The organism is Ignatzschineria rhizosphaerae (assembly GCF_022655595.1).
Classification (GTDB): domain Bacteria; phylum Pseudomonadota; class Gammaproteobacteria; order Cardiobacteriales; family Wohlfahrtiimonadaceae; genus Ignatzschineria; species Ignatzschineria rhizosphaerae.
Genome location: NZ_CP093379.1, coordinates 2,649,310 through 2,663,773 on the forward strand (window position 1 = coordinate 2,649,310; position 14,464 = coordinate 2,663,773).

At 38.8% G+C, this 14,464-nt stretch carries 25 protein-coding genes; 4 read left to right on the forward strand and 21 right to left on the reverse strand.

Annotated features, from left to right (window positions below; translation table 11 throughout):
- Positions 1-114: 114 nt before the first annotated feature.
- Positions 115-405: a co-chaperone GroES gene (locus MMG00_RS11945; protein WP_242148630.1), complete on the forward strand. Its 291-nt coding sequence runs from the start codon at positions 115-117 to the stop codon at positions 403-405.
- Positions 406-502: 97 nt separating this feature from the next.
- A complete protein-coding gene (groL, locus tag MMG00_RS11950) occupies positions 503-2,146 on the forward strand; it encodes a chaperonin GroEL (protein WP_242148632.1) in 1,644 nt (547 codons plus the stop codon).
- A 593-nt stretch (positions 2,147-2,739) separates the two neighbouring features.
- On the opposite strand, the gene MMG00_RS11955 is transcribed toward groL, so the two are convergent.
- The 21 genes from MMG00_RS11955 to MMG00_RS12055 form a co-directional block, all read right to left on the reverse strand.
- Positions 2,740-3,030, reverse strand: a complete 291-nt coding sequence (locus tag MMG00_RS11955) for a helix-turn-helix transcriptional regulator (RefSeq protein WP_242148634.1) — start codon at positions 3,028-3,030, stop codon at positions 2,740-2,742.
- A gap of 1 nt (position 3,031) precedes the next feature.
- Positions 3,032-3,199, reverse strand: a complete 168-nt coding sequence (locus MMG00_RS11960; RefSeq protein ID WP_242148636.1) for a hypothetical protein — start codon at positions 3,197-3,199, stop codon at positions 3,032-3,034.
- Entirely contained in the window at positions 3,196-3,813 is a 618-nt protein-coding gene (locus MMG00_RS11965) for a hypothetical protein (RefSeq protein ID WP_242148638.1), read from the reverse strand. Before MMG00_RS11965 ends, MMG00_RS11960 begins: the two co-directional genes overlap by 4 nt.
- Before the next feature lie 11 nt (positions 3,814-3,824).
- Entirely contained in the window at positions 3,825-4,298 is a 474-nt protein-coding gene (gene ssb, locus MMG00_RS11970) for a single-stranded DNA-binding protein (RefSeq protein ID WP_242148640.1), read from the reverse strand.
- Entirely contained in the window at positions 4,282-4,824 is a 543-nt protein-coding gene (locus MMG00_RS11975; RefSeq protein ID WP_242148642.1) for an HNH endonuclease, read from the reverse strand. The genes ssb and MMG00_RS11975 overlap by 17 nt, the downstream gene beginning before the upstream one ends.
- A gap of 9 nt (positions 4,825-4,833) precedes the next feature.
- The gene (locus MMG00_RS11980; protein ID WP_242148644.1) at positions 4,834-5,421 is read right to left on the reverse strand and encodes a DUF3850 domain-containing protein; all 588 of its coding nucleotides are present in this window, start codon (positions 5,419-5,421) and stop codon (positions 4,834-4,836) included.
- Positions 5,422-5,424: 3 nt separating this feature from the next.
- Entirely contained in the window at positions 5,425-5,874 is a 450-nt protein-coding gene (locus MMG00_RS11985) for a hypothetical protein (protein WP_242148646.1), read from the reverse strand.
- Positions 5,874-6,482 carry a hypothetical protein gene (locus MMG00_RS11990; RefSeq protein ID WP_242148648.1) on the reverse strand — a complete coding sequence of 203 codons (609 nt, stop codon included), beginning with the start codon at positions 6,480-6,482 and terminating at the stop codon, positions 5,874-5,876. Before MMG00_RS11990 ends, MMG00_RS11985 begins: the two co-directional genes overlap by 1 nt.
- Complete coding sequence (locus tag MMG00_RS11995; RefSeq protein ID WP_242148650.1) at positions 6,482-6,901, reverse strand: YopX family protein; 420 nt, start codon at positions 6,899-6,901, stop codon at positions 6,482-6,484. The genes MMG00_RS11990 and MMG00_RS11995 overlap by 1 nt, the downstream gene beginning before the upstream one ends.
- A gap of 8 nt (positions 6,902-6,909) precedes the next feature.
- On the reverse strand, positions 6,910-7,098 hold the full coding sequence (locus tag MMG00_RS12000) for a hypothetical protein (RefSeq protein ID WP_242148652.1): 189 nt from the start codon (positions 7,096-7,098) through the stop codon (positions 6,910-6,912).
- Positions 7,099-7,100: 2 nt separating this feature from the next.
- Complete coding sequence (locus MMG00_RS12005; RefSeq protein ID WP_242148655.1) at positions 7,101-7,436, reverse strand: hypothetical protein; 336 nt, start codon at positions 7,434-7,436, stop codon at positions 7,101-7,103.
- A gap of 10 nt (positions 7,437-7,446) precedes the next feature.
- On the reverse strand, positions 7,447-8,082 hold the full coding sequence (locus MMG00_RS12010) for a lambda exonuclease family protein (RefSeq protein WP_242148657.1): 636 nt from the start codon (positions 8,080-8,082) through the stop codon (positions 7,447-7,449).
- 10 nt (positions 8,083-8,092) lie between these two features.
- Positions 8,093-8,824 carry a phage recombination protein Bet gene (bet, locus tag MMG00_RS12015; RefSeq protein WP_242148659.1) on the reverse strand — a complete coding sequence of 244 codons (732 nt, stop codon included), beginning with the start codon at positions 8,822-8,824 and terminating at the stop codon, positions 8,093-8,095.
- An 89-nt stretch (positions 8,825-8,913) separates the two neighbouring features.
- Positions 8,914-9,957 carry a coiled-coil domain-containing protein gene (locus MMG00_RS12020; protein WP_242148661.1) on the reverse strand — a complete coding sequence of 348 codons (1,044 nt, stop codon included), beginning with the start codon at positions 9,955-9,957 and terminating at the stop codon, positions 8,914-8,916.
- A gap of 9 nt (positions 9,958-9,966) precedes the next feature.
- Entirely contained in the window at positions 9,967-10,227 is a 261-nt protein-coding gene (locus MMG00_RS12025; protein WP_242148663.1) for a hypothetical protein, read from the reverse strand.
- Positions 10,224-10,517 carry a hypothetical protein gene (locus MMG00_RS12030; RefSeq protein ID WP_242148665.1) on the reverse strand — a complete coding sequence of 98 codons (294 nt, stop codon included), beginning with the start codon at positions 10,515-10,517 and terminating at the stop codon, positions 10,224-10,226. Before MMG00_RS12030 ends, MMG00_RS12025 begins: the two co-directional genes overlap by 4 nt.
- A 12-nt stretch (positions 10,518-10,529) precedes the next feature.
- The gene (locus MMG00_RS12035) at positions 10,530-10,724 is read right to left on the reverse strand and encodes a hypothetical protein (RefSeq protein WP_242148667.1); all 195 of its coding nucleotides are present in this window, start codon (positions 10,722-10,724) and stop codon (positions 10,530-10,532) included.
- Positions 10,725-10,757: 33 nt separating this feature from the next.
- Positions 10,758-11,213, reverse strand: a complete 456-nt coding sequence (locus MMG00_RS12040; RefSeq protein ID WP_242148668.1) for a hypothetical protein — start codon at positions 11,211-11,213, stop codon at positions 10,758-10,760.
- An 8-nt stretch (positions 11,214-11,221) separates the two neighbouring features.
- Positions 11,222-11,482 carry a hypothetical protein gene (locus MMG00_RS12045; protein WP_242148670.1) on the reverse strand — a complete coding sequence of 87 codons (261 nt, stop codon included), beginning with the start codon at positions 11,480-11,482 and terminating at the stop codon, positions 11,222-11,224.
- Between the two features lie 511 nt (positions 11,483-11,993).
- A complete protein-coding gene (locus MMG00_RS12050; protein ID WP_242148672.1) occupies positions 11,994-13,025 on the reverse strand; it encodes a hypothetical protein in 1,032 nt (343 codons plus the stop codon).
- A 59-nt stretch (positions 13,026-13,084) separates the two neighbouring features.
- Positions 13,085-13,795 (reverse strand): XRE family transcriptional regulator, encoded by a 711-nt coding sequence (locus MMG00_RS12055; protein ID WP_242148674.1) that lies wholly within the window; start codon positions 13,793-13,795, stop codon positions 13,085-13,087.
- 157 nt (positions 13,796-13,952) lie between these two features.
- On the opposite strand from MMG00_RS12055, the gene MMG00_RS12060 reads away from it, so the two are divergent.
- Both MMG00_RS12060 and MMG00_RS12065 read left to right on the forward strand, forming a co-directional pair.
- Complete coding sequence (locus tag MMG00_RS12060; protein WP_242148676.1) at positions 13,953-14,168, forward strand: transcriptional regulator; 216 nt, start codon at positions 13,953-13,955, stop codon at positions 14,166-14,168.
- Positions 14,169-14,393 (forward strand): helix-turn-helix domain-containing protein, encoded by a 225-nt coding sequence (locus tag MMG00_RS12065; RefSeq protein ID WP_242148678.1) that lies wholly within the window; start codon positions 14,169-14,171, stop codon positions 14,391-14,393.
- The last annotated feature ends 71 nt before the right edge of the window (positions 14,394-14,464 follow it).

Here is a 14,464-nt window from a genome sequence, read left to right on the forward strand (position 1 = left end):
CAAAGAATTCTTGTTGTTTTCATATAAAATCGCATGAAAACTTATGAAAAGCCGCAAGATTATTATAAATGATAACCATATTAGATTAACGAATCTTTTAATGAGGAACAAACTATGAAATTACGTCCTTTACATGACAGAGTCATCATCAAACGTGAAGAAGAAGAGCTTAAAACAGCAGGTGGTATCGTTCTTCCTGGTACTGCAACAGAAAAACCATCACGTGGTGTTGTTCTTGCTGTAGGCAACGGTAAAGTACTTGCAAATGGTGAAGTTAAAACACTTGATGTGAAAGTGGGCGATAAAGTTCTTTTCGGTAAATTCTCAGGCTCAGAAGTTGAAATGGCTGGTGAAGAGCTTTTAGTTATGCGTGAAGATGAGATCATGGCTGTTATCGAGGCTTAATACGATTTCAATTTAAAGCAGATCCATTATTTGATTTAAGCAGTTAAATCTTTTAGAACAAGTTAACTAAGAATTAAAATTAGAAGGAATTATAGATATGGCTAAAGAAGTTCGTTTTGGCGAAGACGCTCGTAAAAAAATGGTTGCTGGTGTTAACACACTTGCAAACGCTGTAAAAGTAACATTAGGTCCTAAGGGTCGTAACGTTGTATTAGATAAAAGCTTTGGCGCGCCGGTTGTGACAAAAGATGGTGTTTCAGTTGCCCGTGAAATCGAGCTTGAAGACAAGTTTGAAAATATGGGTGCACAAATGGTGCGTGAAGTATCTTCAAAAACAGCAGATACAGCAGGTGATGGTACAACAACAGCAACAGTATTAGCGCAAGCAATCGTTCGTGAAGGTATGAAGTCAGTAGCAGCGGGTATGAACCCTATGGATATCAAACGTGGTATCGATAAAGCGGTTGCCGCAGCGGTTGAAGAGCTTCGTAATATCTCTAAACCATGTGAAGATGATAAATCAATTGCACAAGTAGGAACAATCTCAGCAAACTCAGATAAAGAGATTGGTGAAATTATCGCTGAAGCAATGCGTAAAGTTGGTAAAGAAGGCGTTATCACAGTTGAAGAGGGATCAGGACTTGAGAACTCACTTGAAACTGTAGAAGGTATGCAGTTTGACCGTGGTTACTTATCGCCATATTTCATCAACAACCAAGAATCAATGGCTGCTGAACTTGAAGACCCATTTGTCCTTCTTTGCGATAAGAAAATCAGCAATATTCGTGAAATGATCACGGTATTAGAAGAAGTGGCAAAAGCAGGTCGCCCACTTTTAATCATCGCTGAAGATGTGGAAGGTGAAGCGCTTGCAACACTCGTGATTAACAACATGCGTGGTATTGTGAAAGTTGCGGCAGTAAAAGCGCCTGGCTTTGGTGACCGTCGTAAAGCAATGCTTGAAGATATTGCAATCTTAACAGGTGGTACAGTTATTTCTGAAGAGCTTGGTATGAGCCTTGAGAAAGCAACGATCGAAGACCTTGGTATTGCTAAACGTGTTGTTGTAGATAAAGAGACAACAACCATTGTTGATGGTAATGGTGATAAAGCAACGATCGAAGGTCGTGTTGCACAGATCCAGCAACAGATCGAAGAAGCAACTTCAGAGTATGATAAAGAGAAACTTCAAGAGCGCGTAGCGAAACTTGCTGGCGGTGTTGCAGTTATTCAAGTAGGTGCGGCAACTGAAGTTGAAATGAAAGAGAAAAAAGTACGTGTTGAAGATGCGCTACATGCAACTCGCGCGGCAGTTGAAGAAGGGATCGTCCCAGGAGGCGGTGTGGCACTTGTTCGTGCATTAACACGTATCGCAGACCTTAAAGGCGATAACGATGAGCAAGATGCAGGTATCCGTGTTGCACTTCGTGCGATGGAAGAGCCACTTCGTCAAATCGTTGCAAACGCAGGCGAGCCTGCTGATGTTGTATTAAACGCTGTGAAAGAAGGTAAAGAAGATTCATTCGGTTACAACGCAGCAACAGGTGAGTACGGTGATATGGTTGAGATGGGAATTCTTGACCCAACTAAAGTGACGCGTTCAGCAATTCAAAACGCAGCATCAGTTGCATCACTCATCATCACGACTGAGTGCATGATCGCAGACCTTCCATCAAAAGACGGCGGAATGTCTGATATGGGTGGAATGGGCGGCATGGGTGGAATGCCTGGCATGATGTAATTGAAAGATTACCGCTTAATCAACACTGATTAAACTATTTAAAAAGCGCTCTGAATATTCAGGGCGCTTTTTTTATCATTTTTATATAGTAAATTTGGTTTAAGAAAAACTGCTAGCGCGGTATTTTATAGTGAAATCGGTTTAAAAGTGACTGAATCAGATTGCCGGCGTATCGATTATGAGAAGCACAAGAATCGTTCTATCCGGCAGCATGCAAGCTAATTTGATACACACTTTGTGTTCTTAATACTTTTAAATAATGTTTCTTGAACCGAATCGATTATAAGAAGAATGTAAGCATTCCCTCTGGCATTGCATTAATTAATAAACGAGCGTATTAAACACCTTGCTTTTCATAGCCGATGCGCCGGCATTTGAGTCAGCTTATTTTGAACCGATTTCACTATAAAATACTTTTGGGAAAATTTTTAGGCTAAAAAGCTAGACCTTTTATTTTTAGTTTTCTATAATGAAGTTTCTGGGGAGTCCCGTTAACACTACGGGGTTACTTATTCTTATAAAGTACAGTAATACTGTGTTTTTGATTTGTTATTTTTATGTATACCCTCAACTGTACCCTTATAAATTCTTTTTTATTGCATGTACTCTTGTTCAGATATCCACTTTTGAATATCCGATAATTTCCACCGGGAAGCATTTCCTTGCTTAGTTGGTTTTGGAAAGTCGCCTTTTTGGATATTTGCGTAAATCCACTTTCTGGTAAATTTCACCATATCTTCTACATCCTCTATTCGCAGAAGCCTATCTCCATCTAATGTGGTTTCATTATCTTTAGCTCTCAAGAGAATAGAGATCTTATCTTCTAGGGATTTTAGAGTTTTTGCTGCATCTTCATTTAGTTCAACCTTAATTAAGTTGCTCATACTAAATCTCCATATAGTTCTTCATATCTTCAAACCAATCAAAGCCACCTTTCTTGTACCAGACTTGGCGCGTATTACTATCAACTCTAACAATCTCTGCCGGCGCGTTATTCTTGATGATCGTGTGGCCAACTTCAACAAGCAATCCATTTTTGTAAACTGGAATCATGCTTCACCTCGTCTTTGGGTTACTGTTGCGCCTTTGAGTATTTTAAATCTAAAGCCGTCGCTGATATCGCAAAGACAATCTAAATAATCACCTGAAAGCACCTCGCCATTTGCTAGAGTTATTTTGATAATTTCACCGCCCGACGTATCGATTTTTAATGTGTCATCCACACTCTCAATCACGAATGTTTCTGTGTAGAGGGAGTTGATGAAGTCGATGCCCCTTTTCGCCTCTTGCATGTCATAAGCGTGACTGTGTTCATTAAAATCAAATTCTATGTAGTGAGGTCCGATATATAGGTTTACTATTAACTTTTTCTTTATCGCGTTAGCAGCTGAATCAATCAAATCATCAAAAGTCGGAGCAGGGCGCTTGATGCGGAAGTATTTGAGTTGGCTATCTGTGATGCACATCCCTCTTGCATCTTTAAGCATTGATGCATCATCGTTGTACGATCTAGAGGTTGCAATGATTCTATCTAGGGACAATATAAACTTCCTCCAACCTAAATATGTGTTACTTTCTTTGCCTAAAAATCCTTCTGTATCAATACACTCAAGCTCAACTTCACGCCCAGCTGCTAATTCTTTTTTAATTTCTTCTATTGTTAGCATTTTCGCCTCCTCTAAAATGGGATATCTTCTGAGAAACTATCAAAATCCGCAGTATTCGCATCAAAGTTATTTGTAGCTCTATTCTGCTGATTGAAGCCTTGTCGTTGATTATTCTGTGGTCGCTGATCGAAATTAGATTGATTGTTATTGCCACCGCCGAGCATTTGAAGATCGTTTGCGTTGACGTCAGTTGAGTAACGCTCGATACCGTTTTTATCGGTGTATTTATTGGTTCTTAGCGAGCCTTCAACGTAAACTTGGCTACCTTTTTTAAGATATTGACCGGCAATTTCAGCTAAACGACCGAAGAATACAACTCGATGCCATTCTGTGCGCTCTTGTTGTTGTCCTGTGTTACGATCTTTCCATGACTCAGAAGTAGCGATAGAGATAGTTGCTACTGCGCTTCCGCTTGCGGTATAACGAACGTCTGGATCATTTCCCAAAAAACCTAAAATTGTGACCTTATTAACCCCACGTGCCATCTTGATTCCTCTCTCTTTCTATTCCTGCTAATTGATCTTCAAATCTATGTATTCGACCGTGACCTGATTCGCTCAGTAATGCTAAGTTATCGATGTCATTATTTAATTTATCCCGGTCTATGTGATGAACGATTTCATCACTAAATAACTCTCTTCCTATCCAGTTGGACATTACTGTTCTATGGACAAGTTCGCCTTTGAATTTGCCTCTTGTAAATTCAGCATATCCATTGCTATTAACTCTCGTTCCATTGGCAGTTAATCGTCCTAGCTCAAGCTTTCCCTTTCTAATGTTGTCTTTCCATTCTTGTGAGAAAATTCTTGTTTGCCCTTTTAAAGGTCTTGAAATTCTCCCTTTCTTTTCCGCTAGCCGAACTCCATCAGCTCTAGATCTTAGTATTCCTGCTTTTTGAAAGCGAAATCTTAAAGTGGAAAGGGGTATTCCAGTTTTTTCGTGAACCTCTGGAATAGAATTGCCATCAAGGTAAAGTTGAAACTCATCAACTTTATTAATTCCGCGTGACATCTGATACTCCTATCTATTTAAGTCGTGGTAATATTCCCAAATAGCCTCGATTAAGGAATCTAGGACATCATCATATTTACCTTCCGTTATTTCCGAAAAGTCTATTGATTCTCTGTATAAAATTGCCTTCAAAAAAAGAGGGGAGAGCTTTGAGAAGAAATTGAAAAGAGGTTCGCAGTCATCAATAAAATAGAAGGCATTGTCAGAGTCATCCGCTAAAAATCTTTTGAAAGCCCACATGAAATTTTCATAGTCTCTTCTAGCGAGGCTTGTCCCACCAAACTCATCTTTATAGTCATGCTCGAAGCGTTCTTTAAGGATTTCCTCCATTCCTTTTTTGTTAGAAGTTTGAACTATTACTGGTTTTAAGCTCAGGATTACATAGCCTTTTTCTAGCCCGGGATAATTGCTAAGAATGAAATCAACCGATCTTGTAACTTCATTGCCGGTGTATCTGTCGTTTTCAAACCCTTTAAGAATTAATGTATCTCCTGATTGAAAATCTCGGTCATTGAAGCGGATTTCAAAATTCTTATTGCCGATAGCTATTTCATTAAGAAAATGAGGCGCTATTTTAAGCTCATGTATTTGTGACATTATTTAACCTCCGTGATTAGGGAAAGGACAATCCCACTTGTAGTCGTCGTATGTAATTTCTATACTTTTTATTAGCTCACCTTTGCAGATTTCAATATCCTGCTGAAACTGCATGCCGCGCTCAAAGCCGTGCCATCTAAAATCGATTTGATGTTTTTTGGAAACATCTAGCCAGCCATGCTCTGGAAGTAAAGACCAAGCAATTTCAACGCAGCTAAAAACGACAAGAACTTCTTCGTCAGAATCAAAATAAACCTCATCAGCTACTTGCTGCTGGCAATATGCTCTTCTAACCCCACAGAAAATATGTTTATTTTCATTAGAAAAGAGAGAGATGATTCCCATTTCATCATCGACATCAACATCAATAAACGGAGCAAACTCTTTGAGAGTGGAGATAACATTATCTTTTTGCCCTCTGATTTTTAATGTTCCAGAATTCCAGTTAGGCATTACTTATCCTCCAATAGCTCAGATTGATGTTTGTCATATTGCTGAATTGCCCAGACAATCGCATAACAGCACCAGATGAAACGGTATGAGTGCTTTTTCTGCATTGCTTCTACTCTTAATTCCCAATTATCGCCAAGATAATCTGAGCGTTCAGCGCTCGTAATAAAGTCATATTCACTTTGTGGCTCAAGAAGTCCGTTGTCTTCAAGATCTTCCTTGGCTTTCTCGTATTCTTCTTCTGAATAGCCATTTTCGATCATATTATCGAGGTACTCCTGTAGGTATTCTGCTGTGCCTTCTTCGTCAAATTCATAGACTTTATCTCTACGACATTCGGCTTCTACCTTTTCGCCCCAGTATCCAGGATTGATTCCCAGCTCTTCGTTTCTAAAGAACTTAAACATATCCTGACGCCTTCTAAATACGTAGCTACCCATATCGCCTGAGATTGCTAAATATCCATCCCAAGTGATTATTTGAAAAGCGAGGTTAAATGAGCCTTTATTGCTAAATGATAATGATCTATAAACTCCGTTATCGTTGTTGATAGTCATTGTGTGATTTTCAATATCTTTTAAGAAGATTTCTGGTGTTGGTATCTTGTTCATTAGTCCTCCAAGAGCTCAGGGTTTTCGTGAAGGTTTCCGATTACTTCAAACTCATCTTTATAGACTGCTAAAAAGCCATATATGGCATTGTGATTGCGAGGATCTAACAAAACTGTATTGCCATCTACTTTTGAAACAATAAAGTTGTAGTGCTCGCCTCCAAGTTTGATTTTTACGATGTCATCATAAAAACAGTCTTTGCCGTTCTTATCGTTTAGATCAACTCCTAGCATGACTATTTTTTCATTCATCTCCCAATGAAGCTGATCTCCACCGCCAAAGCACATCATGCTTTCAGACGTTCTCAGAAACACATTTCCACAAAAGCTAATAAAATGTTGGTAATAGCTATTTTCTCTAGGGAGTATCATTTGCTTATATTTAATATCCCAAGCTCTAAACTTAATTAATCTACTCATATCTAGACCTAGCTCCATCCATACTCAACCATATTTATAAACTCTTCTTTAGCAGCTTCATCACCTGCTTCTTCTCTTTCCTCTTCGGTCATATTTTTCCAGTCAGACAAGAGGATATCGGTGTCAATTTCTTCGGTGTATCCCTCATGAATCCAACGTGGTTGTATCCATACGGTTATTTTTTTAGTTTCACTCATATCTACGCCGCCTTTTTAACTTCATGTCGTGGAGCATTAGCGATTGTGCTAATGCGTTTTAAGCGATATTCTCGCTCATCAATTAAATCTTGAGCCTCTAGCATTATTCTAAGTTCACGAGCTGTTTTATCTGCTTCATGACCTGATTGCTTTCGATATTTTTCGGTTGTTGCGCTGATACGATCTCGTATCTGCTCGCCGTTTAGATGAACGTATCTAGTAGCTTCGGCTTTCTCTTCGGACTGCTGGATCAACATTTCGTGACGAGTATTTTCAATTGAGCGCTGTTCGTTTGATTCTTTGCGCTTTCTGAAAAGTTGGAATAATTTGTTTAACATGCTGTATCTCCTATGCCGCTTCGAGATTGCCGATAACTTGATCGACCTCGGAGTTGAATTTAACAACATTAAAAGTGATCTCTTCTTCGAGTTCTTTCGTTAGTGAAAACTCTTTAATAAACATCTGCTTATCTACTGGAAAGCGTGGGTCAAAACTCAAGAAAACACACTCTGTTAACCCTAAGCACATAAGCTGGGCTGCCATCTGATAGATGTATCTTGGATTGATTTTTTTGCTAACAAGGCTATCCAAGTGGGTTTTAGAGGTAGGGCATTTAATTTCGATTGCTTTATTGAGAGGTTTGCCGAACATATCCATCAATAAACCATCAGGACTTGCACCAAAATTTGGAATAGTAGGGTGGTCTAAAAATCCTACGTCCTGGACTTCTTGCATCGTTTGAAGTGTGTAAGCTTCTTTTGCGAGAGGTTCGGTATCAATACCCCACTGCATAGCTGCATTAGTGAAAGAATCCTCAGGTTTTCCAGTAAGCCTTTCGAGCGCTAATTGCATCTTATAATCTTCGCATGCTTTAAGGGTTTGACCTTTAGCGCCACGATCACAAACATCAAAAACCATTGAAGCTGTTACTTTTCCGCATCTCTGCGCATACCATTCTTCTGTTCTTTGGAGATCGTTACTCATTGGAATCCTCCTAAATTACTGTTGCTTCAGCTTCAATAGCAATCGTTTTTGCAATTCGCTTCATTTCATCAGTTCCAACAATTACTTTTTGCTCTGGTGTTAGTTCGTGCTTCCAATAATTTTCAAGCGATTCTCGCCCACTTTTAGCGGCCTCTTCTGCATTTTTGATAAGCTCATTTCGGCCAGCTTCATCAACTTCTGGCGCATTCTGCTTGGTATCAACCATTGCCTGAGCTTCATCTTCAAGCATGATTCCTGAAAATCCGAAAGCCGATCTAATGGCTTGCGCTGTCGCTCTATGCTTAAGCATACGAGAAGGGAATTGCTTCCATGGTGCGGTTTGCCGTCTATTCTCAACCATCAGCTCAGTTGCAACCTCTGGTCGACTTCTATCTTTGCGAAAGATCTTGCAAGTGATAGCTAATAATTCCCCTGAATCACTGAATTTATATTCATAATCACGACCATCATATTGAGGATGGCTATTTGCTAATTTATTCCAACCATCAATCCCAATAATGGGCTGAATACCGCCATTTTGAGGAAATGCGTAGATCTCATTAGTCCATGGGTTTAGTTTGTGTTCATTGGCAACAATCAATAAAGCTGTCATCTGAGAATCGCTGATTTGTTGATTTCTAAAAGCTGTAGATTTAAGGGTTTCTATTAACTCTTTCTCGTTGCCACCAACCGCTAGAGTTGTAGCTAGTTGTTTAACTTGTGTTGATAATGCTGTACTCATTTTGCTATACTCCTTTTAAGAATATCTTCCTGTAATAGTTATTTTTAAGCCGAGCCTTTAGGTGTTGCCGCACTTAAAGGCTCAACCATTTAATAATTGATAGAAATGTTTGGGATCTTGTTTTTAGCTATTGCTGTGATAATTTCTTTAGCCTGATCTTGACTGATGCCAATTGCCACAAGTCCGTCCAGCGCTTCACGATTAATCTTTCTTCTGTGATTTTCATTCGCTTGTCTGCGAGCCTCAGCATCTGCCTTTTTTTGCGCTTCTTTAGCGATGCGATCTTGTTCAGCTTTGACTGCGGCTTGTTTTTCACGTTCTGCACGCTCTTCCGCTTCGATCTGAGCTTTTTTAACTCTCTTTAAAGTTTCTTGAGCTTCTTTTTTCGCTCTTTCCTCAGCGTCCTTGGCTTGTTGTTGAGCTGCTAGCTTTTCTTGTTCAGCCTTTTTAATTGCCGCTTCTGCATCTGCTTTGGCTTTTGCTTCCGCCTCAGCTTTAATCTTCGCTTCACGTTCTGCTTGAGCTTTTTTCTCAGCTTCAATGCGCTCGGCTTCTGCCTTTTTAGCTTCGATCTCTGCTTGTTCAACCTCTGCTTTTAATGCTGTGAGTTTTTGAATCGCTACGAATTTCGCTGCATCAGCATCTGACTGAACTTCTTGATAATCAAACTTATCGTTTGTGATCTCTTCGATCTTTTTACCGATAATTTCTGATGATGCGCCATGCTCTTTAAGTTGATCGGGTAGAGCAGTGATCTCATTAACCTTCGCTTGGATCTCTGCAATGCGAGTTTTCTCAGCTTCTTCATATTCAGTTAACGGAGCTCTTACTTGAGCTTGCCAACCCTCTAAAAGCTCTCTAACTCTGCGGCGCTCCGCATCAATTAGCTTTGGTTGCTCCATGATTGATGCTTTGAGGTCTTTGCCAATGCTGTCTAAGAGTGTTTTAGATCGTGCGATCTTGTGAGCGAATGAAGCGATCTCTTTACGACCTTTATCGGTGCTCATATCAGGCACAAATGAATCAACTTCTGCTTTGATCTGTGCGAGATATGGATCTAAACCGTTTTCGGTTGTGAATACTACTAAAGGATTTGCCTGTACTGCTTCGATACTGATTAATTCTGTTGTCATTGTTAGTCCCTATGCTTGCTTAAGCGTGATAACTGTCTTCTCATTCACTAGAAAAGGCTTTTCTTCTTGAAGCAGCTTTTCCAGTTGCTCGTGGTGATATTCAACTCCATCAATCCCTTGTTGTAGATCATATAAAGCGCCTTCAAAGATTGAGTTTTTTAACATTGGATTCTCGTCCATTACTTGATTAATCTTTGCTAAAGCCGCTTTTCCCAAGTCGTTAAAGCTATGGATTGATTCCATGTATTGCTGTTTTAATTGCTTGCTCATTTAGATCTCTCCTTTAGCATTGCGTCTGCGACTTGATAGCAGATATGGGAATCAAGCTCAGGATTTGTTGTGCCATCTTTTGACGTAAATCCTGTCAAAGCCGCCTTCGCAAACTCATCTCTGAGTAGCTGGGCTTCGATTTGTTCGAGTGATTCTTTTGCGAAAAATCTTCCATCATCGTGAAAAACAATAGAACCGTGCTTGTCTTCGAGTATTTCCTTAGCGCTTGAGACTGGTATTAACTTAACCTCTCCGCACCCCTGTTCTGTTACCTTAATAAACTTGCTCATCTCTCTTGCCTTCTAAACTCTCTGCGATTCGATAACAACGCCGTCAAATTCTTCAATCCATACTTTCATTTGTTCGGCATTTTCTAGGGTGGCGATTTCTCTAGCGACCTGCTCGCCGTTTAAGTCGAACATCGTAAATTCGAGCGTATCCCCGATAAAAACTTCTGCACCTTTTGAATCTTTAATATTTAAACTTTGCTTGCTCATCTCTCTTACCTTCTAAGCTGTCTGTAATTCGTTTTATTTCTTGTGCTTTTCAACACTAACAACTTCGCCTGTTTCAACATCCATAAGAACGACCTCTGTTACTGTTTGGTGTCTGCTTCTTTGAGGTGCTTGGCTTGACGCTTGCCCTAAAATTTCTGCCTTTTGCTTTCCAAATTCTCTGCGTATTGCGGAACAGCTCTTTGAGCAACTAAATCCCCATCCTCTACCGAGATCAGCGCCTTTTGCTGTGTATTCCGTACCGCAGTGGCATTTCATGAGGAATCTTCCTGTCAGCCCTTTTTTATTCTTTGGTACTGCCTTTTTTCTTGCTCTTGAGGATTTACTTTGCGAAGTAGAGTGGTGCTTTCTATCGCCTTCTAGATATGCGATTAACTCCAGCGCTTCCTCATCAGTTCCGCAAAAGAATGGGGAGTAAGGATCGTTTGCACCACCGTCATCATTATCTAAATCGTAATCTGCTTCTGCCATGTCCACTCCTAAGCTGTCTGTAATTCTGTGCGCATATCTAAAATGATGTTTTCCATCTTGCGCTGTAATTCTTGAACGATAGGGCAATCACTAACCGCTAATACTGCAAGCTCGATAAGTAATCTTGATTCTTCGCTATCTAATACGTCATGAATTGCCTGCGACTCATCAGCTGTGATGTTGTCTGTCGCATCAATTGCATTTCTTGCATCTTCACGCTTGGTTGAATTATCGAAATATCTTTTTGCTTGTTTTGGACGGTAGCTCATGATTGTGATTCCTTTTAGTACTTCCTATGTGTTGAATGTATTATTACAATTGTAATTATGTAAGTCAACACAATAAACACAATTTATTTCATTTGTGTTTAAAATATTTTTCTATAGGCGTAAAAAAACCGCCGATTGGCGGTTTAATATGGGTGTGTTTTATTTTGAAAGATTAATTATGCTAATGAGTACTACTAATATATTGAGCATAGACCAAGTCAAGCATGTAAATAATAGATTTAATATAAAATAACTTTCAGATAGTGAGGCTAGAGATAAAGCAAATATCAATAAAAGAAGAGGGATAGTTGTTAAATACATACCTATTAAGGCGTGGAGGGAGCCATTTTTTTTGTATATTACAAATTTACTAGTATCACCAATAGCAAAAAATATCGCTAAAGATCCAGCAAGAAGCGCTAACATGGTGATTGAGTAAGATGATGTTGAAGCAGAAACAACGCCTATATTCTCTGTTAAATTAAACCTGCAAAATTTTACTAACCAAAGTCTATATGCAATTACTGGTAATAACCCAACCCCCAGCGTCGCAATATTTATTAAAAATGTCAACTTGAACACTTCTGCTTTGTTGATTTTCATTGTACGTCAACTCCTGCTTGTAACTGAGAACTCTCTCCTTTAACTCGCTGTTATTCTCTATCTTTTCATTTATTATAACCCCAATTGTCTTTGATGTAGTTATTTTTATCCTATCGGTAAGATTTGCTTGAGAGTTTATATAGTAGTCCATGGATCTAGATTCTAGATCTTTTCTGGCTCTTATTCTTCCATCAATAAAGCCAGACGAAGAGGGATCTTCGCTATCTGAGTCCAAGGCTGACTTGAGGAGAGCTAAATATTCATCCTTGATAGAAGTGCCTCTTTCGGGGATGAACTCAATTTTGATCTTTCCGACGTTTGTATTATTAAAGCCAGAATTGAACAGTAAGTTACCCAAAGCGTTTGCTAGGTTGTTTTTGGCAGATATCTCCACACTCCCGGTACCTATAAAACTCAAGTCATCAACTTCTGATTGATGTAAATCTATCTGCATAGGGGTTACTATCAACTCTAAAAGTATATCTTTTTTAAAGAGGAGCTTATTAACAAATAAAGTAAAGTCACTAATATTAGGGGCATTGAGTGAGGAGATAAAACCTAAAAAACCATCGTGAAACGAAACATAAGAAGAATACCCTATTTTTTCACCATCTGAAAGTTGAGACTCAATGTCTTTTATTTCTAAATTTTTAGTCTGTATGCTATGAATCATCTCCCCATCACTGGTTTTTATGAAATAAAACACATTAGGTGATTCTGTTTTTAGTAAGAATATATTGTTGCTATTATTATCTAAAAAGGAGGATTTAAATTCATTATCATCATGTTCTACGAAGCATTCTAGAAAAGCATGGAGATTTATACTGTAGCGCAGTCCATTGCTCAATATGTCATATGATCGGTCAGCGACACTATACGCAAAGTATCTTAGGGTTTTATGTAAGTCTTTTTTTCTGTAATTTTGTATCTCTGTACTCACTTCTAAGCTCCACTTCTCAATAAGAGTATTTTATCCTTAAGTAATATTTTTATCAGCGGTTACAATAAAACTGAATACCAAAATACACGTCCAATTACGTTAAACTCATTCACGTTCATTTTTGTTGGTTGATAACTTGGGTTATACGACTCAATAGATACTTGGCTTCCCGAGATCCATTTGAGCATTTTTATTTGTAGTAGCCCGTCATTATTTATAGCGTAGATTTGCCCATCTTTAATATTTTTATTGCCTGTATCTACAGCAACAGTACATCCACTTGGAATTACCGGCTCCATGCTGTCACCGCTTGCAGTTACACAAATAGCATTTTCAGGATCTACACCTTTATTTTTTAAAGTGTATTTGCTGAATCTTAATTTTAGCCCTGAATAGTCTTCAAGGGCAAAGCAACCATTTCCTGCTGATAGGTGAACGTCTTTTAGGTATGGAATTTCTACTTCATGAGGATGAAGAGGAGTATTGTCGTCCCATGGATCTATACCTATTAGCCCGTCAAGCTCTGGTGGGAGATCTTTGTTTTCTTGGATAGATGTGTTTACAGAGCTGTATTTTTCGCCTTTGCCTGTTACTAACCACTCGGAATTTACGCCCAAAACTTTAGCTATCTCCACAATTCTACGAGAACTTTGATTCCTTCCGCTTTCTAAAAACATGATTGTTGATTGAGACACTCCGGCCTTATCTGCTATCTCTTGTTGAGATAAACCTCTCTCTAGTCGTATTTCTTTGAATCTATCCTTAAGCATATAAAAATCTCCAGTAAATTCCCTATATCTTATTACGATTGTAATAAATAGCAAATTCTAGATTTTATCTGCAAAATTAATATATTTCCTATGTTGTTTGATTAATTATTTCTTATGTAATAAAATAATCTCAATTACAAACACAAAGGAGTTTTTAGTGAAATATGTGTTAATTGAAGCTATTAAAAAAGCTGGCGGGCAAACCGTATTGGCTAAAAAACTGGGAGTTGCTCAATGCACAATTTCTCATTGGGTGCATAGAAATCAAGTAGCTCCTCCCGCAGAACACGTTCCCATGATTGAAGAGTTAACAGGCGTTAGTAGGCATAAATTGCGCCCTGATGTTTTCGGGGAAGAAAAGAAGGAGGCTTAAGTGAGCGTACTAATCACAAAAGAAAAAGCATCAACTCAACGAAAGCGAATACGCCTTTTGCTTGAGAGCGGAAAAGAGGTCACTAACAGGCTTATTCAGCAAGATATGGGGATTGTTGGTGCAACTGCTCGATTGAGTGAGCTAAGGCGTGAATTTCAACGAGAAGGAAAGGTTTTAGCAACTCGAAGAGAGTCAGAAGGTTATTTGGTTTATTTCCTTAGATAAAAAATAAACCGCTACAAGAAAATTAATTCAAGAGCGGTAGATATACATTTAAATGACAGAGGTATTTTACC

Bases quoted from the DNA above. Each gene is read 5' to 3' on its own strand.
- MMG00_RS11945 (WP_242148630.1), top strand. From the start codon at position 115: ATGAAATTACGTCCTTTACATGACAGAGTCATCATCAAACGTGAAGAA.
- groL (WP_242148632.1), top strand. From the start codon at position 503: ATGGCTAAAGAAGTTCGTTTTGGCGAAGACGCTCGTAAAAAAATGGTT.
- MMG00_RS11955 (WP_242148634.1), bottom strand. From the start codon at position 3,030: ATGAGCAACTTAATTAAGGTTGAACTAAATGAAGATGCAGCAAAAACT.
- MMG00_RS11960 (WP_242148636.1), bottom strand. From the start codon at position 3,199: ATGATTCCAGTTTACAAAAATGGATTGCTTGTTGAAGTTGGCCACACG.
- MMG00_RS11965 (WP_242148638.1), bottom strand. From the start codon at position 3,813: ATGCTAACAATAGAAGAAATTAAAAAAGAATTAGCAGCTGGGCGTGAA.
- ssb (WP_242148640.1), bottom strand. From the start codon at position 4,298: ATGGCACGTGGGGTTAATAAGGTCACAATTTTAGGTTTTTTGGGAAAT.
- MMG00_RS11975 (WP_242148642.1), bottom strand. From the start codon at position 4,824: ATGTCACGCGGAATTAATAAAGTTGATGAGTTTCAACTTTACCTTGAT.
- MMG00_RS11980 (WP_242148644.1), bottom strand. From the start codon at position 5,421: ATGTCACAAATACATGAGCTTAAAATAGCGCCTCATTTTCTTAATGAA.
- MMG00_RS11985 (WP_242148646.1), bottom strand. From the start codon at position 5,874: ATGCCTAACTGGAATTCTGGAACATTAAAAATCAGAGGGCAAAAAGAT.
- MMG00_RS11990 (WP_242148648.1), bottom strand. From the start codon at position 6,482: ATGAACAAGATACCAACACCAGAAATCTTCTTAAAAGATATTGAAAAT.
- MMG00_RS11995 (WP_242148650.1), bottom strand. From the start codon at position 6,901: ATGAGTAGATTAATTAAGTTTAGAGCTTGGGATATTAAATATAAGCAA.
- MMG00_RS12000 (WP_242148652.1), bottom strand. From the start codon at position 7,098: ATGAGTGAAACTAAAAAAATAACCGTATGGATACAACCACGTTGGATT.
- MMG00_RS12005 (WP_242148655.1), bottom strand. From the start codon at position 7,436: ATGTTAAACAAATTATTCCAACTTTTCAGAAAGCGCAAAGAATCAAAC.
- MMG00_RS12010 (WP_242148657.1), bottom strand. From the start codon at position 8,082: ATGAGTAACGATCTCCAAAGAACAGAAGAATGGTATGCGCAGAGATGC.
- bet (WP_242148659.1), bottom strand. From the start codon at position 8,824: ATGAGTACAGCATTATCAACACAAGTTAAACAACTAGCTACAACTCTA.
- MMG00_RS12020 (WP_242148661.1), bottom strand. From the start codon at position 9,957: ATGACAACAGAATTAATCAGTATCGAAGCAGTACAGGCAAATCCTTTA.
- MMG00_RS12025 (WP_242148663.1), bottom strand. From the start codon at position 10,227: ATGAGCAAGCAATTAAAACAGCAATACATGGAATCAATCCATAGCTTT.
- MMG00_RS12030 (WP_242148665.1), bottom strand. From the start codon at position 10,517: ATGAGCAAGTTTATTAAGGTAACAGAACAGGGGTGCGGAGAGGTTAAG.
- MMG00_RS12035 (WP_242148667.1), bottom strand. From the start codon at position 10,724: ATGAGCAAGCAAAGTTTAAATATTAAAGATTCAAAAGGTGCAGAAGTT.
- MMG00_RS12040 (WP_242148668.1), bottom strand. From the start codon at position 11,213: ATGGCAGAAGCAGATTACGATTTAGATAATGATGACGGTGGTGCAAAC.
- MMG00_RS12045 (WP_242148670.1), bottom strand. From the start codon at position 11,482: ATGAGCTACCGTCCAAAACAAGCAAAAAGATATTTCGATAATTCAACC.
- MMG00_RS12055 (WP_242148674.1), bottom strand. From the start codon at position 13,795: ATGCTTAAGGATAGATTCAAAGAAATACGACTAGAGAGAGGTTTATCT.